This is a genomic window from Streptomyces tendae (assembly GCF_014650435.1).
GTDB classification, from domain to species: domain Bacteria; phylum Actinomycetota; class Actinomycetes; order Streptomycetales; family Streptomycetaceae; genus Streptomyces; species Streptomyces tendae.
On sequence record NZ_BMUY01000019.1, the window covers coordinates 128,966 to 147,346 of the forward strand.

An 18,381-nucleotide genomic window follows, 5' to 3' on the forward strand; every position below is an offset into this window, starting at 1 on the left:
GTGCCACCGCGGGACCGTGAACTGACGCGGCGTCATCCTAAGCCGTTGCCCCTCCGGACTCCGTGATCAAGTTTGTCTGTTTCATTGACATTTCATTGAGGAGTCGTCACTTTGGGAGCGCTCCCATTACAGCCCTGTCTCTGGAAGGAGTTCCCCCCACATGCGCACAACGAGTCCGTTAACCCGGCGCTCGCGGTCGGCCCTCCGCCGACCTCTCCAGGCGCTCGTCATGCTGTTCGCCGTGGTCGTCGGCGCACTGGCCTGGTCCGCCCCCGCCCAGGCCCACGGCACCATCGTCTCTCCCGCCACCCGCGCGTACCAGTGCTGGCAGACGTGGGGCAGCAACCACACGAACTCGGCCATGCAGACCCAGGACCCCATGTGCTGGCAGGCCTTCCAGGCCAACGCCGACACCATGTGGAACTGGATGAGTGCCCTCCGCGACGGCCTCGGTGGCCAGTTCCAGGCGAAGACCCCCGACGGGACGCTCTGCAGCAACAACCTGTCGAGGAACGCCAGTCTGGACAAGCCCGGCCAGTGGAAGACCACCAACGTCGGCAGCAACTTCTCCGTGCAGCTGTACGACCAGGCGTCCCATGGCGCCGACTACTTCAAGGTCTACGTGAGCAAGCAGGGCTTCGACCCCAAGACCCAGACCCTGGGCTGGGGCAACCTCGACTTCATCACGCAGACCGGCAGCTACGCCCCGGCACAGAACATCACCTTCCCCGTCCAGACCTCCGGGTACACCGGACACCACGTGTTGTTCGTGATCTGGCAGGCCTCGCACCTCGACCAGGCGTACATGTGGTGCAGCGACGTGAACTTCGGCTGAGCCGAGGAGCCCCGCGCACGGCACCGGCCTTCGCCGGGCGCCGGTGAGCCGCCCGCCCGGCAGACCGACCGAGCCCCGTCGGGGCAGGGGCCCCTCGGCCACCTGCCCCGGCGGGGCTCCCGCCCTCGGCGTTCCGTGCCCGGGAACCCACCTCAGGCGGGGAGGGTCCGGAACCGGCGGCGGTACTCGGTCGGTGTCGTGCCCAGCCTGCGGCGGAAGGCTCTGACCAGGGTGTCGACGGTGCCGAAGCCGCAGGCCGACGCGACGCGTTCCAGGGTCGCGTCGGTGGATTCCAGCTGCTGGCGTGCCACTTCCACGCGCGCCGACTCGACGTAGGCGTACGGGGTCGTGCCCAGCTCGGTCTTGAAGATCCGGGTGAGCTGCCGCTCGCCGACGTGGGCGTGGGCCGCGAGGTCGGCGACGGTGAGCGGTGCGGCGATGTTGCGCATGATGTGGTGGCGGAGGTCCTCGACGCGCCGGGTCGTGGAGACCTGCTCCAACGGCACGCTGAACTGGCTCTGCCCGCTCGGCCGCTTCAGGTACATCACCAACTGCCGGGCCACCCGCAGCGCCACCGCCTCGCCGAGATCGTCGGCGACGAGTGCGAGGGCGAGGTCGAGGCAGGAGCTGATGCCCGCGCCGGTCCACACGTCACCCTCGCGGATGAAGATGGGGTCGGCGTCGACCTCCACCGCCGGATGTTCGTCGGCCAGTTGCCGCGCGGTCGACCAGTGTGTGGTGGCGCGCTTGCCGTCGAGCAGCCCGGCGGCGGCCAGCACGTGTGCCCCGACGCAGACGGACGTGACCCGCCGGGTCCGTTCCGCGAGTCGCCGCACCCACTCGACCACGACGGGGTCGGTGAGCGCCCTGACCCGGCGTCGGCCGTCGATCTCGACCGCGCCGGGCACGATCAGGGTGTCGATGCGCCGCCCCGACAGCTCCTCGAAGGTGGCATCGGGCAGGACGCGGACACCGGCGGCGGTGGTGACCGGGCCCGTGGTCTGGGCGGCGAGGACCACCTCGTAGCCCGCCGCGTCCTCCGTCTCCCGCCGGGCGAGGGAGAACACCTCCGGCGGTCCGGTGACGTCGAGCAGGTCGACGCCGTCGAAGAGCACGACGACGATCAGTCGTCCGACGGGGTTCACGGTCCCTCCCACGGTCGCGCGGCCGCACGGCCCCACGGCCATGTCGGTATCTGCAGGTTAGATGACATTGCCGACATCGCCGTGCGAGCCCTAGCGTCGTAGGAGCAGGCCGACGCAACGGCTGCCGCGCACACCCGAATCCGAGGGAGCACCCATGCCCAGAACCACGCTGCGCCGCCTCAGCGGGCTCGACGACACCCCCGCCAAGCTCGCCGACTCCACGCTCGTCCTCGTCGACTACCAGAACACGTACACGACCGGCGTGATGGAACTCGACGGCTGGCAGGCCGCTCTCGACGCGGCGGCTCGACTGCTGGCGCGCGCCCGCCGGGAGGGCGCCAAGGTCGTCCACGTCGTTCACGACGGCGGTGAGGGCAGCCCGTACGACCTCCGGGCCGAGGTCGGCCAGATCCACCCGAGCGTCGCGCCGGTCGACGGAGAACCCGTGGTCACCAAGAAGGCGCCGGACTCCTTCTTCGGCACCGACCTCGGCGAGCACGTCGACGCGGCGGGCAACAACGACCTCGTCGTCATCGGCTTCATGACGCACATGTGCGTGGCCTTCACCGCCCAGGGCGCCTTCCTGCGCGGCAACCGCCCCACGGTCGTCGCCGACGCCTGCGCCACCCGCGCCCTCCCGGTCGCGGACACCGAACTCGACGCCCGCCAGGTGCACTACGGCGCCCTCGCCACCGTCGCCGACATGTACGGGGTCGTCGTACCGTCGCAGGAGTCCCTGACCTAGGTGAGTAGTTCCGATTGTCATGGCGGGGGGATGAGTGAAGCCAGCGCGGTGGGCTGCACCGCGCCGGCGGCGGCCGAGCCGAGCAGCAGGCCGGCCAGTTCATGGGGTCGCGCCCGCTCACCGGTCGGAGCCGCCGCGGTGATTCGGTCCAGTCGGAAGCCTCGACCCGCCTGCCGCGTGCGGCACCAGGCGATGAGGTACCACTTGCCGTCGGCGGTGAGCAGCCCGGCCGGTTCAACGTCGCGGTCGCTCTCCTGCCCCGCCGCGCTGACGTAGGACAGCCGCAGCACCGTCCCGTCGGTGAGAGCCTGCTCCACTGCGGTCCGGACCGCCCCCGCCGTCCGCGTCGGCAGCACGACGATCCGGGCGGCGAGTTCCTCGGCAGCCGTCGAGGCGGGGCCGGTCATCGAGGCCGCGATCTTCTGGGACGCCGTACGGACGGCGCCGGCATAGAGGGCGGAGGCGTCGGCGACGGCGAGCGCGGCGACCAGCGCCACGGCCTCTTCGGCGGTGAACCGGATCGGCGGGAGAGTCATCGCCCGGTCGATCGACCAGCCGCCGCCCCGCCCGGGCATGGTGCGCACCGGGACACCCGCCTCCATCAGCGCCTGGAGATCGCGCTGCACCGTGCGTGTGCTCACCTCGAACCGCGCGGCAAGCGCTGCGACCGTCAACGTTCGCGGCGCCGCCGCGCGCAACTCTTCCACCAGTGCGTAGAGCCGAGGAGTGCGGTTCATGGGGCCGACGCTACCGTCGCGCGCCGGCCAGGAAGTCCCGCTCCCGCTGCTGTTCGCGTGCGGTGACGGTCGACTGGAACAGGGTGAAGCCGTGCATCGCGCCTGCGACGACGCCGAGTTGCACCGGCGCCCCGGCCGCCTGCCACCGCTGAGCCAGGAAGAGCGAGTCGTCCAGCAGCGGGTCCTGGGTGCCGACGACGAACCGGGCGGGCGGCAGGCCGGTCAGACCGGCGTACAGCGGCGAGACCTCCGGGTCGCGGCGCTCCTCCGGGCCCATTCCCGGCGTGAAGAGCTCATAACTTCGCCGCACGGAGTCGGAGTTGCTCAGCAACCGCCGGCAGCCGAACAGCCGCTGGCTCGGTGTCATCGACAGGTCGTACGGGCCGAAGGCCAGGTGGGCCGCACGGAACGGACCGGTGATGCCGTGCCGGTCGCGAAGCCGCAGCAGGGTCAGGACACTCAGGTGGGCACCGGCCGACTCACCACCGATCAACAGCCGCCCCGTGCCGAACTCGGCCTCGGCGTGGTCCACCAGCCACCGGGCGGCCGCTTCGCAGTCGTCGGGGCCTGCGGGGAACGGATGCTCCGGCGCCAGACGGTAGTCCACACTCATCACGGCCAGCCGGGCTTCCACAGCAAGCCGCCACAGCTTCTCGTCCTGCCCGTCCGCCGACCCGAACGCCCAGCCGCCGCCGTGTATGTGCAGATACACGCCGTCGACGTGATCCGGCACGAACGCTCGGACCTTCACCCCGCCCGCGACGACGCGGTCCTGGCCCTGCGGCAGTCGCACGGGTGGCGTGTCGCCACCGAGCCGATTACGCCGCAGACGCGCCAGCACGTCTGCATCCACCGCTTGCCCACGAGGCGGACGGCTCGCGGCAGCAGCCTCGAACCGGGCGTTGAATGTCAGGGTTTCGGCGAGGCAGTCCTCATCTGTGATCGTCATGCGCCGACAGTCGCCGCTGTCCGCGACAACACCCTGTCACCCTTTCCCCGTGAACCACGTCACGTCCCGCCCCCGCACTCGAACCGCACCGTCTTGCCGCCCCTCGGCCCCGGCCCCACGCCCCACTTGTCGGCCACCGCCTCCAGCAGCATCAACCCCCGGCCGCCCTCCGCGTCGTCGCTCACCCAGGCGGACGGTACGGGCTGCCGGGGGCTCCCCTCCGACACCTCCACCCGGACCCCGCTCGCCCCGCCACGTTCACCGCCTTCGTCGGCTGGGCCGCCACCGCCGAGTAGTCGGGCCCCGGCCCAGGTCAACGTTTCTGTTCGATTTATCGTCTTCGCACGTGTCCCCGCCGTGCACCCCGACGACGCCGAACGGAAACCCCGACCGTGGCCCCTGCCGAACTGACCGTCCCCCGGCCCGAACGGCGTCGGGACAGACGCGCGAGCGACGCCCTGCGCGCCTTCGGGCACCGGCATCGCGTGCCGTTGCTCGCGACCCTGCCCACCATCCCGCTGTACGCGGTGTGGTGGGCGTTTCTCGCCACGGGCGGCGGTGACCTGGCCGCGCAGGAGGCGTGGGCGGACTTCGTGTCACGGCACGGGGGTTCGGCGTACGGGCTGTTCTGGTACGGCGGGATGCACACCGTCAACTACAGCGTCGTCTCCCCGTACTTGATGGCCGCGCTCGGCGTGCGCACGGTCACGGTCGTGTCCGGGCTCGCCGCCTCCTGGCTCGCGGCCGTGCTGGTCGTGCGGTGCGGGGTGCGCAGGCCGGTGTGGCCCGCGCTGCTCGCCTCCCTCGCGCTGTGGTGCGACGTGGCCTCGGGCCGGACCACCTTCGCGCTCGGCGTCGCCCTCGCGCTGGCGGCCTGCGTGCCGCTGGTGCGGGAGCGGCGGCTGTGGCTCGCCGCCGGATACGCGGCGCTGGCGACGATGGCCTCGCCTGTGGCCGGGCTGTTCCTGGCCGTGGTCGGGGCCGCGTTCCTGCTCGTACGGGACTGGCGGCGCGCCCTCGTGCTGCTCATACCCCCGGCGGCCGTGGTCGGGCTGACGACGCTGTTCTTCCCCTTCACCGGGGAGCAGCCGATGCCGTTCGCCCGAATATGGCCGCCGGTCGTGCTCGGCCTCGCCGTCACCGTGCTGGCCCCGCGTACCTGGCGGGTCGCCCGGTGGAGCGGGGCCGTTTACGCGCTCGGGACCGTGCTGACGTATCTGATCGCCTCACCGGTCGGCACGAACGTCGAACGGTTCGCCGAGCTGTTCGCGCCCGCCGTGCTGCTGGCCGCGCTGCTCTCCGCCCCTCCCGCGCTCACCGCGGCCCGGTCGCGGCGGCTGGTGCGGCTGGTGTCAGGGCTGCTGGCCGTCGCGGTCGTCTACTCCTCGGGGTGGGTCGGCAAGAAGACCGCCGACGACCTGAAGGTCTCCACCACCGTGCCGGCCTGGGCCGCCGAGACGGACGGTGTCGTGGACGCCCTGAAGGGTCTCGGCGCCGATCGCACACGGGTGGAGGTGGTGCCGGCCCGCAATCACCGCGAGGCCACCCTGCTCGCCCCGCACGTCAACCTGGCCCGCGGCTGGAACCGGCAGCTCGACGTGGAACGCGGCCGCCTCTTCTACGACGGCACCTTCTCCGCGGCCACCTACCGGCAGTGGCTGGACCGGTGGGCGGTGGGTTTCGTCGTCGCCCCGCTCGGCAAGCCGGACGGTCCGGCGAGGGCCGAGGCCGAGCTGGTCCGGGACCCGGAGCTGCGGCCCGAGTGGCTGGAGCCCGTCTGGCGGGACGCGCACTGGCAGGTCTTCCGGGTACGGGACGCCGTACCGCTGGTCTCCGCGCCCGGCAGCGTCGTGACCGCCGCCCCCGCCGACCTGGTGCTGCGCGTGGAGGAGCCCGGCGCGGTGACCGTGCGGGTCGCCTGGTCGCCGTGGCTGCGCAGCGACAGCGGGTGCCTCACGCGGGACGGCGAGTTCACCCGGCTGTCGGTCGACGCGCCGGGTGAGTACCGGATCAGCTCCCGGTACGGTCCTTCGCCGGGAGGTCGCTGCTGACGTCCGCCGCGGGTTCCCGGGCCGTCTTGGCCGCCGCCGCGGATTCGCCGGCCGCCTCCGCCGTCGCCACGGGCTCCCCGGCCGCCTTCGCCGCCGCCGTGACCGTCCTGGCCCGCGGGCCCTGGAACCAGTACGTCAGTCCGAAGCCCGCCGCGACCACGGCCGCGCCGCCCACCGCGTCCAGGACCCAGTGGTTGCCGGTCGCCACGATCGCCGAGACGGTGAAGAGGGGGTGGAGCAGGCCCAGGGCCTTCATCCACACCCTCGGCGCGATGATCGCGATCACCATCCCGCACCACAGCGACCAGCCGAAGTGCAGCGACGGCATCGCCGCGTACTGGTTGGTGAGGTGCGTCAGCGTGCCGTAGTCCGGCTTCGTGAAGTCCTGCACGCCGTGCACGGTGTCGATGATCCCGAGCCCCGGCATCAGCCGCGGCGGGGCGAGCGGGTAGAGCCAGAAGCCGACCAGGGCCAGCAGGGTGGCGAAACCCAGGGAGGCGCGGGCCCAGCGGTAGTCGACCGGGCGGCGCCAGTACAGGACGCCGAGGACGGCCAGCGGGACGACGAAGTGGAACGACGTGTAGTAGAAGTCGAAGAAGTCCCGCAGCCAGCCGACCTTCACGACTGCGTGGTTGATCGCGTGCTCGATGTCGATGTGCAGGAAGCGCTCGATGTCGAGGATCTGCGTCCCGTGCTCCTCGGCCCGCGCCCGGCCCGCCGAGTTGCTGCCGCCGGTCGCCGCGAGGCGCACCTGCGAGTAGGCGGCGTAGGTGACCCGGATGAGGAGCAGTTCCAGCAGGAGGTTGGGGCGGGTCAGGACCCGGCGCAGGAACGGCAGCAGCGGGACGTGCTTGAAGCGGGTCGGCACCGGCGGTGCGTAGGCCGTCGGGACCGGGTTCTCGAAGTACGGCGACGTGCGCGCCAGGAAGGGCACGGCGACGGCGGCGGCCAGCGCGGCCAGCAGCACGACGTTGTCCCGCAGCGGGTACAGGGCCGCCATGTTCGGCAGCATCATCTTCGCGGGCAGCGTCATCACCAGGACGACGGCGACCGGCCACACGTACCGGTCGGAGGCCCGCTTGCCGACCCGGCCGACCACCGCGGGCAGCACCCACAGCAGCTGGTGCTGCCAGGTGGCCGGGGAGACGGCGACGGCCGCGCAGCCGGTGACGGCGACGGCCAGCAGCAGCTGTCCGTCGCGGGCGTAGCGCACGGCGCGGCGCAGGGCGAGGACGGCGACGGCCGCGCCGAGCAGGAGGAAGAGGGCGATCTCCAGCGGGCCGTTCAGGCCGAGGCGGAGCAGGGCGCCGTGCAGCGACTGGTTGGCGAGGTCGTCGGCCTCGCCGCCCAGGCCGACGCCGGCCATGTGGTGCACCCAGTACGTGTACGAGTCCTGCGCCATGGCCGCCCAGGCGATCGCGGTGCAGGCGGCGAAGGTGATCCCGGTGGACAGGGCGGCGCGTCTGCGGTCGGTGAACCACAGCAGCGGGACGAAGAGCAGGACGGTCGGCTGGAAGGCGGCGGCGACGCCGATCAGCACGCCGCCCACCCGGTCGCCCCGGGCTCCGCGTACGGCGAAGCAGCCGAGCAGGACTAGGAGGACCGGGATGATGCTGGTCTGCCCGAGCCAGAACGCGTTGCGCACCGGGAGCGAGAGCATCAGCAGGCTGATGGCGACCGGCGCCGCGAGCAGCGCCGTACGGCGTCCGACCGGCTGGGGCAGGGCGCGGGCGGCGACCAGGCCGAGGGCCACGACGAGCAGCAGCGAGCCGAAGGTCCAGCCCCAGCCGAGGGCCTGCTCGGCGGCGCGGGTGAAGGGCTTGAGGACGAGGCCGACGAACGGCGTGCCGGTGAACTGCGTGGAGTCGTAGAGCGACCCCTCCACGTGCAGGACGCCGTGCTCACCGACCCAGGTCTCCAGGTCCGTCAGGCGCTCCCCCCGTGGGGTGCCGAGGACCGCGGCCACCTGCCGTACGGCCAGGACGGCCGCGATCAGCCACAGGCCGAGGCGTGCGACGCGCCAACGTGCTCTGCTCACGTCGGCGGCCGAGGCTCCGAAGGACTCCGCCGGTCGCCCACTGTGCTCCGCATTCGCCACGCCTCGTCGGCCTCCCGCCCCGTTCGTACCCCGCGTACCGAGCTCGTGTACGCAGTGTGTCGTCCCTGCGAACCCTATGAGGCTCGCACCACCCCCGTAGGGAGACGCGAGCGCCCCCCACTCAACCTGACAGCGGACCGCTTTTCGTTTCGGGGAGCGAGAAGGATCACAGCTCGCGGGTGGCCGGACGGCGCACGGCGCGCGCATGTCTCCTGCGTGCACCCCGTTTTGGTGCACAGTGCAACGAAAAGCATACCGGGCGTAAGCGGCGCATCAGCGCCTATGGTCGCTTTTCTGCCCGTGGCCGAGTGCCGCGGGCGCTTTCCGGCCCGGCGACAGCGCCGCCGTGCGGGTCGTGGCGCACTCCGCCCCCCGTCCCTGTCCCCGTCGAAAGTAGGCGAGCGTAGTTTTGTCGGCCGCCCCCGTCGCCGCTGCTCCTCCGTCCCGTACGCCCCCCGCTCCCGTCCCGCGTGCCGCCGGCGCGCCCACCGCCACCGATCCAGCGCTCGTGCGGCGCGCCGTCAAGGCGGCGGCACTGGGCAACGCGATGGAGTGGTTCGACTTCGGCGTCTACAGCTACATCGCCGTGACGCTGGGCAAGGTCTTCTTCCCGTCCGGCAACCCCACCGCGCAGCTGCTCTCCACCTTCGGTGCCTTCGCGGCGGCGTTCCTGGTCCGGCCGCTGGGCGGCATGGTCTTCGGTCCGCTCGGCGACCGGGTCGGACGGCAGAAGGTGCTCGCCGTGACGATGATCATGATGGCGGCGGGCACGTTCGCCATCGGGCTGATCCCGTCGTACGCGACGATCGGCGTCTGGGCGCCGGTGCTGCTGCTGGCCGCGCGGCTGGTGCAGGGCTTCTCCACCGGCGGTGAGTACGCGGGCGCGTCCACCTTCATCGCCGAGTACGCGCCGGACAAGCGGCGCGGCTTCCTCGGCAGCTGGCTGGAGTTCGGCACGCTCGCCGGGTACATCGGCGGCGCCGGCCTGGTGACCCTGATGACGGCGCTGCTGTCGGACGGCGACCTGATGTCCTGGGGCTGGCGCATCCCGTTCCTGATCGCGGGCCCGATGGGCATCGTCGGCCTGTACCTGCGGATGCGTCTCGAGGAGACCCCGGCGTTCGCGGCCGAGGTGGCGAAGGCGGAGACGGCACGGCCCAAGGTGCCGCTGCGCGAGATGGTCACCGGTCAGTGGCGGGCGCTGCTGCTCTGCGTCGGCCTGGTGCTGGTCTTCAACGTCACGGACTACATGCTGCTGTCGTACATGCCGAGCTATCTGACCAGCGAGCTGGAGTACGACGAGACGCACGGGCTGCTCGTGGTGCTGGGCGTGATGGCGCTGATGATGGTCGTCCAGCCGTTCGCGGGCGCCCTGACCGACCGGGTCGGGCGGCGGCCGGTGATCGCGGCGGGCTGCGCCGGCTTCCTGCTGCTGTCCGTCCCGGCGCTGCTGCTGATCCGCGAGGGCAGCCTGCTCGCGGTGGCCCTCGGCATGGGCGCGCTGGGCATGCTGCTGGTCTGCTTCACGGCCTCGATGCCGTCCGCGCTGCCGGCGCTGTTCCCGACGCGGGTGCGGTACGGCTCGCTGTCGATCGGCTTCAACGTCTCGGTGTCCCTGTTCGGCGGGACGACGCCGCTGGTGGTGACGGCGCTGATCGGGGCGACGGGCGACATGATGATGCCCGCGTACTACATGATGGCCGCGGCCGTGGTTGGCGGCGTGGCGGTGTGGTTCATGACCGAGTCCGCGGGACGCCCGCTGCCGGGCTCGGCACCGGCGGTGGAGGGGCGCTAGCGCACACCGCGGTCCGCGGTCTGTGGCACGCGGCCTGCGGCACGCGTGGCACGCAGTCTGTGGCCCGTGGCCTGCGGCACGCGGCCCGTGGCCTGTGGTCCGCAGTTTGCGGCCTGCGGGCCGCGGTCTGCTCTGCGAGACTGCCGGGATGATGGTCAGACTTGCGGAAGAGCGAGACTTTCCCGGCTTCCTGGGCCTGGCGGCCCAGGTGGAGCACTGGTTCGGCCCGATGGTCGAGGACGCCGGGTTCCATGACGCGGTGCGCGACCACATCCGCCGGAACGCGGCACTCGTCGCCGTCTCCTCGGCCCCGGGCCCGGACCTGCTCGGTGGGCTGCTGTTCGGTTCGGACGCGTCGGTCCACCACATCCACTGGCTGGTCGTGTCCCGGCAGGCCCGTGCGGGCGGCGTCGGCCGTGGGCTGATGGGGGACGCGATGCGCAGGTGGGTACGGGGACCGGCCGACGTCGAAGTGGTCACGTTCGGAGCCGACCATCCCGGTGCTCGCGAGAGCGGCGCGCGCGCCTTCTACGAGCGCCTCGGCTTCACCCCCGCCGAAGCGGCCGCACCCGGCCCCGAGGGCGGCTCCCGCCAGCTCTTCCGCCGCGCCGTGCCCGCGGGAGGCCCCGCATGAGCGAGTCACGGCTCTGGGACGAGGTCGACGGCTACTTCGTCAGCCACCTCGCACCCGAGGACGAGGCCCTGGCGGCCGCCCGCAGGGAGAGCGACGCCGCCGGGCTGCCGCCGGTGAACGTCACCGCCAACCAGGGCAAACTGCTTCAGCTCCTCGCCCGGATCCAGGGTGCCCGCTCCATCCTGGAGATCGGCACCCTCGGCGGCTACAGCACCATCTGGCTGGCCCGCGCCCTGCCCGCCGACGGCCGTCTGGTCACCCTGGAGTACAACGCCCGGCACGCGGAGGTCGCCACCCGCAACATCGCCCGCGCCGGCCTCGACGCCCTCGTCGACGTACGCCTGGGCCCCGCCCTGGAGTCCCTGCCGAAGCTCGCCGACGAGAACCCGGCCCCCTTCGACCTGGTCTTCATCGACGCCGACAAGGGCAACAACCCGCACTACCTCGAGTGGGCCCTGAGACTCACCAGCACCGGCAGCCTGATCGTCATCGACAACGTGGTCCGCGGCGGCCGCGTGGCCGACGCCGACGACCCGGCCGACGACGTGCGCGGCACCCGCGCCGCCATCGAGCTGATCGGCAGCCATCCCCGCCTCAGCGGCACCGCGGTCCAGACGGTCGGCAGCAAGGGGTACGACGGGTTCGCACTGGCGCGCGTACTGCCCTGATCGCGGGCCCCGGTCCTACACCTCGTGGTAGAAGCCGACGTTGACGCTGCGCGGCTCGGCGAGGTCCTGGACCACCACTTCGCCGCTGCCGCCCCTGGGCAGCGGCACGGTGCCGCCGTACGTCATGGGCTGCGCCTGCGCGTGTCCGCCGACCGTCAGCCGGACCTCGCAGGAGGGCTCCGGCTGCGAGCCGCGGAGCCAGGTCAGCCGCCAGGTGCCGTCCGGGCCGCAGCGGAACTCCAGGTGGACGCGGGAGACGAACAGCCAGTCGTCCGGGGTCGACAGCCGGCACACGGACCTGTCCCTGCCCACCCGCAGCACCGCGTCGGGGTCGCTGGGCGCGTCGGCCATCTGCATGCCGGCCGTGGCGCCCGCGTCCGCCGCGGTGACGGCGGCCATGGTGAGTTCGAGCACGTGCGCTCCTTCGAGGTCAGTCCGCTGGTCGCCGCCGCATGATAGATCGGCCCGGGGAAGGATGTCCGGCGTCCGGCACAATGGGGTCATGACCGAGCGAAAGCCACCCGGCGTCGACTTCGAGTCCTGGGTCGACAAACAGATTCGAGACGCGGACGCACGCGGCGAGTTCGCCGAGCTGCCCGGCGCGGGCAAGCCCCTGCCCGGCGAGATGGACAGCACCTACGACGAACTGTGGTGGGTCAAGCGGAAGATGGCCCGCGAGGGCTTCTCCGTACTGCCGCCCACGCTGGCCCTGCGCAAGGAGGCGGAGGACGCCCTGGAGGCGGCGGCGAAGGCCCCATCGGAGCGGGTGGTCCGCCGCATCGTCGAGGAGATCAACGTCAAGATCCGCGACGTCATGTTCAAGCCGCCGCCCGGCCCCCCGCTGGGTCTGAAGCCCTACGACGTCGAAGAGGTCGTACGGCAGTGGCGGGAGGGCCGGGCGGAGCGGTGACGCCCGTGGCTCACAGGCGCATCAGGCGGTCCGCCAGTTCGCGGTAGTCCCGCAGGGCCAGGCGGAGTTGTTCGGTGTCCGTGCTCGGCGCGCCGCCGTCCGGCCCGGCCTCCTGCCAGGAGCTGCGCAGGGTGCGGCGGCGGTGGGCCACGACGTCCGTGAAGCGGGCGGAGATCTCCTCCAGGACACGGTCGGCCTCCTCGACGGAGGCACGCGGCGCGTCGACGAACCCGGTCACCGCCTGGTGCAACCGCCGGCCGAGCCGGTCGGACTCACCGGCCGCGAGGAGCGGCCCGGCGACCCCGGCGGGCGTGACCGCCGAGGGCGCTTCGGCGGCGGCCCCGGGCTCGGGCGTGGTCCCCGGTCGGTCCGGGGCGCCTGCGCCGGCGGTGATGCCGGGCTCGGCCCTGGTCTCCGGTCGGTCCGGGGTGCCCGCCCCGGCGGTGGTGCCGGGCTCACCCGTGATGTCGGGTCCGGCGGTGGTGCCGGGCTCCCCTGTGATGTCGGGTCCGCCGGTGGATCGGTGTTCGCCTGTGATGTCGGGTCCGGCGGTGGTTCCGCGTCGGCCTGTCGTGTCGGGCATGCCTCAGCTCTCCTTCGGCCGGCGCTTGCCGAGCGACCACGCGTGGGTCGTGCGGGGCGCGTGGGCGGCGGGGGCGGCAGGGGCGGCGGGAAGAGGTTCGCCGGCCTCCGTGCCGGTCCGCCGCCGCCCGGCGTCGTGGCGGTCCGGGCGTACCAGCGCCTCGAACAGCGCGCGGGCCTCGACCATGGACGCGCGCATCTCCTCCGTGCCCGCGCCGCCGCCCTGTGCGTCGTCCGCGCGCGTGTGCGTCACGCGGTGCACGCGGCGGTACCCCTCGACATGGTGGGCGTGGTGCACGGACAACGCCGTGAGCTGCTCCTCGTACTGTCCGCCGTCCGGGAAGCCCCGCGCGGCGGCGAGTTCCGCGAGCAGCCGGTCCGCCTCGCCGACCGCCTCGCGCGGGGAGTCGACGAAGCGCTCCTGGGCCGCGGCCCAGCGCGCCTCGAAGCGCTCGCGCTCGGCGGGCTCCAGGGGCCGGGTGTGCAACGACCCGTGCCGCCGCACCCGTTCGGCCAGTTCCCGTTCCGCGGCCTTGGTGTCGCCGTCGTGCCGGGCCACGGCCAGGTCGTACTCGGGCCCGAAGCGCCGCTTCAGGCTCCCGCCGTGCTGGGGACCCCGTGCGCGCAGGGCAAGGACGGCCGCGACGACGAGCACGACCGCCACGATCACGATCAGAGCGATGATCACGCCTGTGGACATGAGTGCCTTCCGGGTTTTCGGCCTGCCGGCTCTCCGAGCGGGCCGGTTCGCCGTTCGGGTTGCCCCGGAGTCCGCGCTCAAACGGCGCACGGCGTGCGCCGAGGGAGCATCGGTGGGAAAATACGCCTGCCCGGCTCACCGGTCCCTGCCGACCATGCCCGTCATGACCTGGACCGTCGCCCCGGAACCGTACGACTCCCCCGTCGCCGCCGCCCTCTGGCGCGCGTACTACACGTACCGAGACCGAGGCCCACAACGACAGCCCGTACGCCGAGCACTGGTTCCACAAGCCGCTGGACCAGGAGCCCTGACAGGGCTTGGAGAAGGGGGCGTCGGAGGTGCTCAGCCCGCCCGTGCGGGCGTACGCGTCCCGTGCGGGCGCTCCCGCTCCGAGCCGCACAGTTCGCCGGTCAGCTCCCGCACCAGCCGCACCAGGTCGGTCGGGCGGTCCGGGCCCCACCAGTCGCCGAGCAGTTCGGCGAGGGAGTCCTCGCGGGCCAGCGCCAGCCGTTCGGCGACCTCGCGGCCGCGTGGGGTGAGGACCAGGTCGGGGCCCTCGCGGACGGCGAGGTGCCGCTCCTCCACCTGCCGGGCCGCCGCCATCACGGTGGCCAGCGGGACCGGGCTGCGCTCCGCCAGCTGGGCGGGCTCGACGCGGCCGTACTTCCTGACCCGCAGCAGCATCCAGCTCGACGCGGGCAGCAGGTCGTAGCCCGCCCGTGCGGTGATCCGGCGGTAGATCTCCCGGCGGCCCTCCCGGGTGCCGAGGACCGACAGGGCGCGGCACACCTCGTCGTGCGAGGAGCGTTCCACCGGGTTGCTGGCGAGGGTCTCGGTGGCGTCCGGCGCGGTGACCGAGCCGCGCAGCCGGTCCTCCTTCAGGAACCAGGCCAGGAGGAAGGCGAGGAGGGCGACGGGGGTGGCGTACAGGAAGACGTCGGTGATGGAGGAGGCGTAGGCGTGGATCGCCTCGGGGCGCAGCGCGGGCGGCAGGGCGCCGATGCCGCGCGGGTCGGCCTTGAGGGTGTCCACGGAGACGCCGGGCGGCAGGGCGGCGCCCCGGAAGGCGTCGGTGAGCTGGTCGCCGAGGCGGCTCGCGAAGATCGTGCCGAAGATGGCCACGCCGAAGGACGCGCCGATGGACCGGAAGAAGGTCGCGCCGGAGGTGGCTACGCCCAGGTCCTCGTAGGCGACGGCGTTCTGCACGATGAGGACGAGGACCTGCATCACCAGACCGAGGCCCAGGCCGAAGACGAAGAAGTAGGCGCTCATCTCGGCGGTGGCGCTGTTCTCGTCGAGCTGGTGCAGCAGGAGCAGTCCGAGGGTGGTCACGGCGGTGCCCGCGACGGGGAAGACCTTCCAGCGGCCGGTGCGGCTGACGATCTGCCCGGAGACGGTCGACGACAGCAGCAGGCCGAACACCATCGGCAGCATGTGCACGCCGGACATGGTGGGCGTGACACCCCGTACGACCTGCAAGAACGTCGGCAGGTACGTCATCGCGCCGAACATCGCGAAGCCGATGACGAAGCTGATGACCGCGGAGAGCGTGAAGGTGCGGACGCGGAAGAGCTTCAGCGGCAGGACGGGCTCGGCCGCCCTGCGTTCCACGGCCACGAAGAGTACGGCCAGGACGACCGCGAGCACCGCGAGGCCGATGATCTGCGGGGAGCCCCAGGCCCAGGTCGTGCCGCCGAGCGAGGCCACCAGGACCAGGCAGGTGGCGACGGAGGCGATGAGGAGGGTGCCGAGGTAGTCGATGACGTGCCGGGTGGCCCGGCGCGGGATGTGCAGGACCGCCGCGATCACCGCGAGCGCGACGACGCCGATGGGGAGGTTGATGTAGAAGACCCAGCGCCAGCTGAGGTGCTCGGTGAAGACCCCGCCGAGCAGTGGGCCGAGCACGCTGGTCGCGCCGAAGACGGCGCCGAACAGGCCCTGGTAGCGGCCTCGTTCACGGGGTGGCACCAGGTCGCCGACGATCGCCATCGACAGCACCATCAGACCGCCTCCGCCCAGGCCCTGCAGGGCGCGGAAGGCGATCAGCTGGCCCATGCCCTGCGCTGTGCCGCACAGCGCGGAGCCGACCAGGAAGATCACGATCGCCAGCTGGAACAGCCTCTTGCGTCCGTACTGGTCGCCGAGCTTTCCCCACAGCGGGGTCGCGGCGGTGGCCGCCAGGAGGTACGCGGTGACCACCCAGGACAGGTGCTCGAGTCCGCCGAGATCGCTGACGATGGTCGGCAGCGCCGTCGACACGATGGTCTGGTCGAGTGCGGCGAGCAGCATCCCGAGGAGCAGGGCCCCGATGGAGACGAGTACGCCGCCGGCGACCTGTTCCCGCTCCCCCGGTGGCGCGGACCGCGCCGGGTCCGGCTCCGACTCCGTCGCCTCGCGCACGTCTCCGGCCATCCCGACCTCCACAGGTGTCACGGTCCATCCAGGTCGGTGTGACCAGTTATGACCGTTTCAGTCCTCCAGGAAGCCGGTATTCCGGGGGCGTGTGCGCCGAAGTATGGAGAAGATCTGCATAATCTCTGGAGTTCGCGAGGGGAGTCGCGAGGGGAGGGACGAACGCGTGGATCAGCAGAAGGAGCCGTCGCAGGACCGGTCGGCGGGGGCCGCCTGCCCGGAGTGCGGCACACCCAGGGCGGCGGACAACACACCGTCCTGCGCCTGCGGAACCAGGGCGTCCGACGCCCTGCGCGACGCCCGCACGGCCCAGGCGGCAGCGGCGGAGGACTTCGACCCGCTGCGCATACGGCCGTACGTCGAGCTGGACGGGGCCGGGAAGCCCTCGGACACACCCGACGCGTCCGGCCCGTCCGATGCACCCGACGCCTCCGGCCCGTCCGGCTCTTCCGGTGAGCCCAGCGCCGCACCCGCGTCCGATTCCGACCCGGACGCCACCATGACGCTGCGCGCCGTCGACGCCGGGGCCGGTACGGGAGCGGCAGCCGGTACGGGTGCGGGTGCGGCAGTCGGTGCCGGTGCCGGTTCGCCCGCCGGGGACGCGGAAGCGACCTCCGCGCTGCCGACGCCCCTCGCCCCCTCGACCGGCTCGCCCAGCGCACACGACCTGCGCCTGTTCGACGCGTCCGCCACCGCTCCCCTCCCGCGGGTGGGCCCGGGGGCGGAGAGTGCGGACGGCGGGGGACGGCCGCCGCGGAGGCGCCGCAAGGGCGTCCTGCTGAGTGCGGCCGGGGCGGTCGTGGTGGTGGTCGGCGCGGCGGGATTCGCGAGCGGGCTGTTCTCGTACGACACCCCGTCGCGGGACGGGGCGCTGCCGGACGAGGTCCGGGCGAGCGTGCCGGACCCGTCGACCAGCGAGGCCCCGCCGAGCGCCGGACCGAGCACGACCGCCGCCTCGCCGACGCCCTCCGCGTCCGCTTCCCCGTCCGAGTCCGCGTCCCCTTCGGCCGAACCGAGCGCTTCGGCGTCGCCGTCCCCGTCGGCGTCGAGCGCCTCGCCCACTCCGTCCCGGTCGGCCGAGCCGACGCAGAGCACGAGCGCGCCGGCCGAGGAGGCTCCGCAGGAGTCCGAGGAGGACGACGGCGATCCCGGCGGCGGCCCCACGCTGCGCCGCGGCGACCAGGGCCCGGAGGTCGTCGAACTGCAGCAGCGCCTGGCCGAGAAGGAGTTCTACCGGGGCGACTTCAACGGCAACTACAACCGTCAGGTCGAGGACGCGGTCCGGCACTACCAGTGGTATCGCGGCATCTACTCCGACGGAGTCGGCGTCTACGGCCCCGAAACCCGCCGCAGGCTGGAGTCGGAGACCCGGGAGCCGTAGCGGCGGCGGGCCCCCGGGCAGGCGGCGTCAGCCGATGTGCAGGCGCAGGCCGCCGTCCGGGGCGGCCTCGACCCGGACCTGTGTCAGGTCCTCGACGACCACGTCCGGCCCGTGGAACCCGGCGCGCGGTCCGACCCCCACGACCCGCATCCCGGCGGCGCGCGCGGCCGCGATGCCGGCGCCGGAGTCCTCGAAGGCGATGCAGTCGGCGGGGTCGATGCCCAGCTCGGCGGCGCCCTTGAGGAAGCCCTCCGGGTCGGGCTTGCTCGCGCCGACCGACTCGGCGGTGATCCGGACGTCCGGCTGGACGAGCCCGGCGGCGGCCATCCGCGCGGTGGACAGGGCCACGTCGGCCGAGGTCACCAGGGCGTGCGGCAGGCCGCGCAGCGAGGCGAGGAAGTCCGGCGCGCCGGGAATCACGACGACGCCCTCGGTGTCGGCGGTCTCCTCGGCGAGCATGCGGGCGTTGTCGGCGTAGTTCTGCTCCATGGGCCGGTCCGGCAGCAGCAGCGCCATCGAGGCGTAGCCCTGCCGTCCGTGGACGACCTTCATGACCTCGTCGCCGTCCAGCCCGTGCCGGTCGGCCCAGCGCCGCCAGACGCGCTCGACGGCGGCGTCCGAGTTGACGAGGGTGCCGTCCATGTCGAGCAGCAGGGCACGGGCGGGCAGAACGGTGCTTGCGGTGGCCGTCATCGGCAGACTCCAAGGCGCGGGGCGGAAACAAGGCGGCCCCGCCCGC

General features: G+C 72.7%; 18 protein-coding genes and 1 pseudogene. 9 read left to right on the forward strand and 10 right to left on the reverse strand.

The genetic code is table 11. The features are described 5' to 3' along the window. Positions 1-160: 160 nt before the first annotated feature. Positions 161-835 (forward strand): lytic polysaccharide monooxygenase auxiliary activity family 9 protein, encoded by a 675-nt coding sequence (locus IE258_RS36050; RefSeq protein WP_506417439.1) that lies wholly within the window; start codon positions 161-163, stop codon positions 833-835. Positions 836-987: 152 nt separating this feature from the next. On the opposite strand, the gene IE258_RS36055 is transcribed toward IE258_RS36050, so the two are convergent. Continuing rightward, positions 988-1,980, reverse strand: coding sequence for a GlxA family transcriptional regulator (locus IE258_RS36055; RefSeq protein WP_189750053.1), 993 nt, complete (start codon positions 1,978-1,980; stop codon positions 988-990). A gap of 154 nt (positions 1,981-2,134) precedes the next feature. Between IE258_RS36055 and IE258_RS36060 the strand changes: the two genes are divergently transcribed. Beyond that, a complete protein-coding gene (locus IE258_RS36060; protein ID WP_189750054.1) occupies positions 2,135-2,725 on the forward strand; it encodes a cysteine hydrolase family protein in 591 nt (196 codons plus the stop codon). Between the two features lie 17 nt (positions 2,726-2,742). Here the strand turns inward: IE258_RS36060 and IE258_RS36065 are convergent, their stop codons facing one another. From IE258_RS36065 to IE258_RS41815, 3 genes are read right to left on the reverse strand one after another with little or no spacing between them, the layout of a single operon-like run. Next, a complete protein-coding gene (locus IE258_RS36065) occupies positions 2,743-3,462 on the reverse strand; it encodes a helix-turn-helix transcriptional regulator (RefSeq protein ID WP_189750055.1) in 720 nt (239 codons plus the stop codon). 10 nt (positions 3,463-3,472) lie between these two features. Next, on the reverse strand, positions 3,473-4,411 hold the full coding sequence (locus IE258_RS36070) for an alpha/beta hydrolase (protein ID WP_189750056.1): 939 nt from the start codon (positions 4,409-4,411) through the stop codon (positions 3,473-3,475). A 59-nt stretch (positions 4,412-4,470) separates the two neighbouring features. Then, positions 4,471-4,596, reverse strand: a complete 126-nt coding sequence (locus IE258_RS41815) for an ATP-binding protein (RefSeq protein ID WP_268256360.1) — start codon at positions 4,594-4,596, stop codon at positions 4,471-4,473. Positions 4,597-4,803: 207 nt separating this feature from the next. Between IE258_RS41815 and IE258_RS36075 the strand changes: the two genes are divergently transcribed. Continuing rightward, the gene (locus tag IE258_RS36075; RefSeq protein ID WP_189750057.1) at positions 4,804-6,462 is read left to right on the forward strand and encodes a DUF8823 domain-containing protein; all 1,659 of its coding nucleotides are present in this window, start codon (positions 4,804-4,806) and stop codon (positions 6,460-6,462) included. On the opposite strand, the gene IE258_RS36080 is transcribed toward IE258_RS36075, so the two are convergent. Next, positions 6,422-8,560, reverse strand: a complete 2,139-nt coding sequence (locus IE258_RS36080) for a bifunctional glycosyltransferase 87/phosphatase PAP2 family protein (protein WP_189750058.1) — start codon at positions 8,558-8,560, stop codon at positions 6,422-6,424. The two genes, IE258_RS36075 and IE258_RS36080, sit on opposite strands and share 41 nt — an antisense overlap. Before the next feature lie 409 nt (positions 8,561-8,969). Between IE258_RS36080 and proP the strand changes: the two genes are divergently transcribed. From proP to IE258_RS36095, 3 genes are all read left to right on the forward strand, one after another. After that, positions 8,970-10,355: a glycine betaine/L-proline transporter ProP gene (gene proP, locus IE258_RS36085; RefSeq protein WP_189750059.1), complete on the forward strand. Its 1,386-nt coding sequence runs from the start codon at positions 8,970-8,972 to the stop codon at positions 10,353-10,355. 148 nt (positions 10,356-10,503) lie between these two features. Beyond that, positions 10,504-10,989 carry a GNAT family N-acetyltransferase gene (locus tag IE258_RS36090; RefSeq protein ID WP_189750060.1) on the forward strand — a complete coding sequence of 162 codons (486 nt, stop codon included), beginning with the start codon at positions 10,504-10,506 and terminating at the stop codon, positions 10,987-10,989. Continuing rightward, positions 10,986-11,657, forward strand: a complete 672-nt coding sequence (locus tag IE258_RS36095; RefSeq protein ID WP_189750061.1) for an O-methyltransferase — start codon at positions 10,986-10,988, stop codon at positions 11,655-11,657. Before IE258_RS36090 ends, IE258_RS36095 begins: the two co-directional genes overlap by 4 nt. A 15-nt stretch (positions 11,658-11,672) precedes the next feature. Here the strand turns inward: IE258_RS36095 and IE258_RS36100 are convergent, their stop codons facing one another. Continuing rightward, entirely contained in the window at positions 11,673-12,071 is a 399-nt protein-coding gene (locus IE258_RS36100; RefSeq protein WP_161379925.1) for an FHA domain-containing protein, read from the reverse strand. Positions 12,072-12,159: 88 nt separating this feature from the next. On the opposite strand from IE258_RS36100, the gene IE258_RS36105 reads away from it, so the two are divergent. Then, positions 12,160-12,567, forward strand: a complete 408-nt coding sequence (locus tag IE258_RS36105; protein ID WP_189750062.1) for a DnaJ family domain-containing protein — start codon at positions 12,160-12,162, stop codon at positions 12,565-12,567. A gap of 10 nt (positions 12,568-12,577) precedes the next feature. On the opposite strand, the gene IE258_RS41490 is transcribed toward IE258_RS36105, so the two are convergent. Together IE258_RS41490 and IE258_RS36115 are read right to left on the reverse strand one after the other, a co-directional pair. Continuing rightward, complete coding sequence (locus IE258_RS41490) at positions 12,578-13,150, reverse strand: hypothetical protein (RefSeq protein ID WP_229892644.1); 573 nt, start codon at positions 13,148-13,150, stop codon at positions 12,578-12,580. A 3-nt stretch (positions 13,151-13,153) separates the two neighbouring features. Beyond that, entirely contained in the window at positions 13,154-13,849 is a 696-nt protein-coding gene (locus tag IE258_RS36115; protein ID WP_159327482.1) for a hypothetical protein, read from the reverse strand. Positions 13,850-13,961: 112 nt separating this feature from the next. Between IE258_RS36115 and IE258_RS41495 the strand changes: the two are divergent. Next, positions 13,962-14,084 (forward strand): annotated as a pseudogene (locus IE258_RS41495) (GNAT family N-acetyltransferase); the annotation flags it as partial. A 107-nt stretch (positions 14,085-14,191) separates the two neighbouring features. Here IE258_RS41495 and IE258_RS36120 read toward each other — a convergent pair. After that, a complete protein-coding gene (locus IE258_RS36120) occupies positions 14,192-16,261 on the reverse strand; it encodes an MDR family MFS transporter (protein WP_189750063.1) in 2,070 nt (689 codons plus the stop codon). 166 nt (positions 16,262-16,427) lie between these two features. On the opposite strand from IE258_RS36120, the gene IE258_RS36125 reads away from it, so the two are divergent. Then, positions 16,428-17,642 (forward strand): peptidoglycan-binding domain-containing protein, encoded by a 1,215-nt coding sequence (locus tag IE258_RS36125; RefSeq protein ID WP_189750064.1) that lies wholly within the window; start codon positions 16,428-16,430, stop codon positions 17,640-17,642. Positions 17,643-17,669: 27 nt separating this feature from the next. Here the strand turns inward: IE258_RS36125 and IE258_RS36130 are convergent, their stop codons facing one another. Continuing rightward, complete coding sequence (locus tag IE258_RS36130) at positions 17,670-18,335, reverse strand: HAD-IA family hydrolase (RefSeq protein WP_189750065.1); 666 nt, start codon at positions 18,333-18,335, stop codon at positions 17,670-17,672. Between the last annotated feature and the right edge of the window lie 46 nt (positions 18,336-18,381).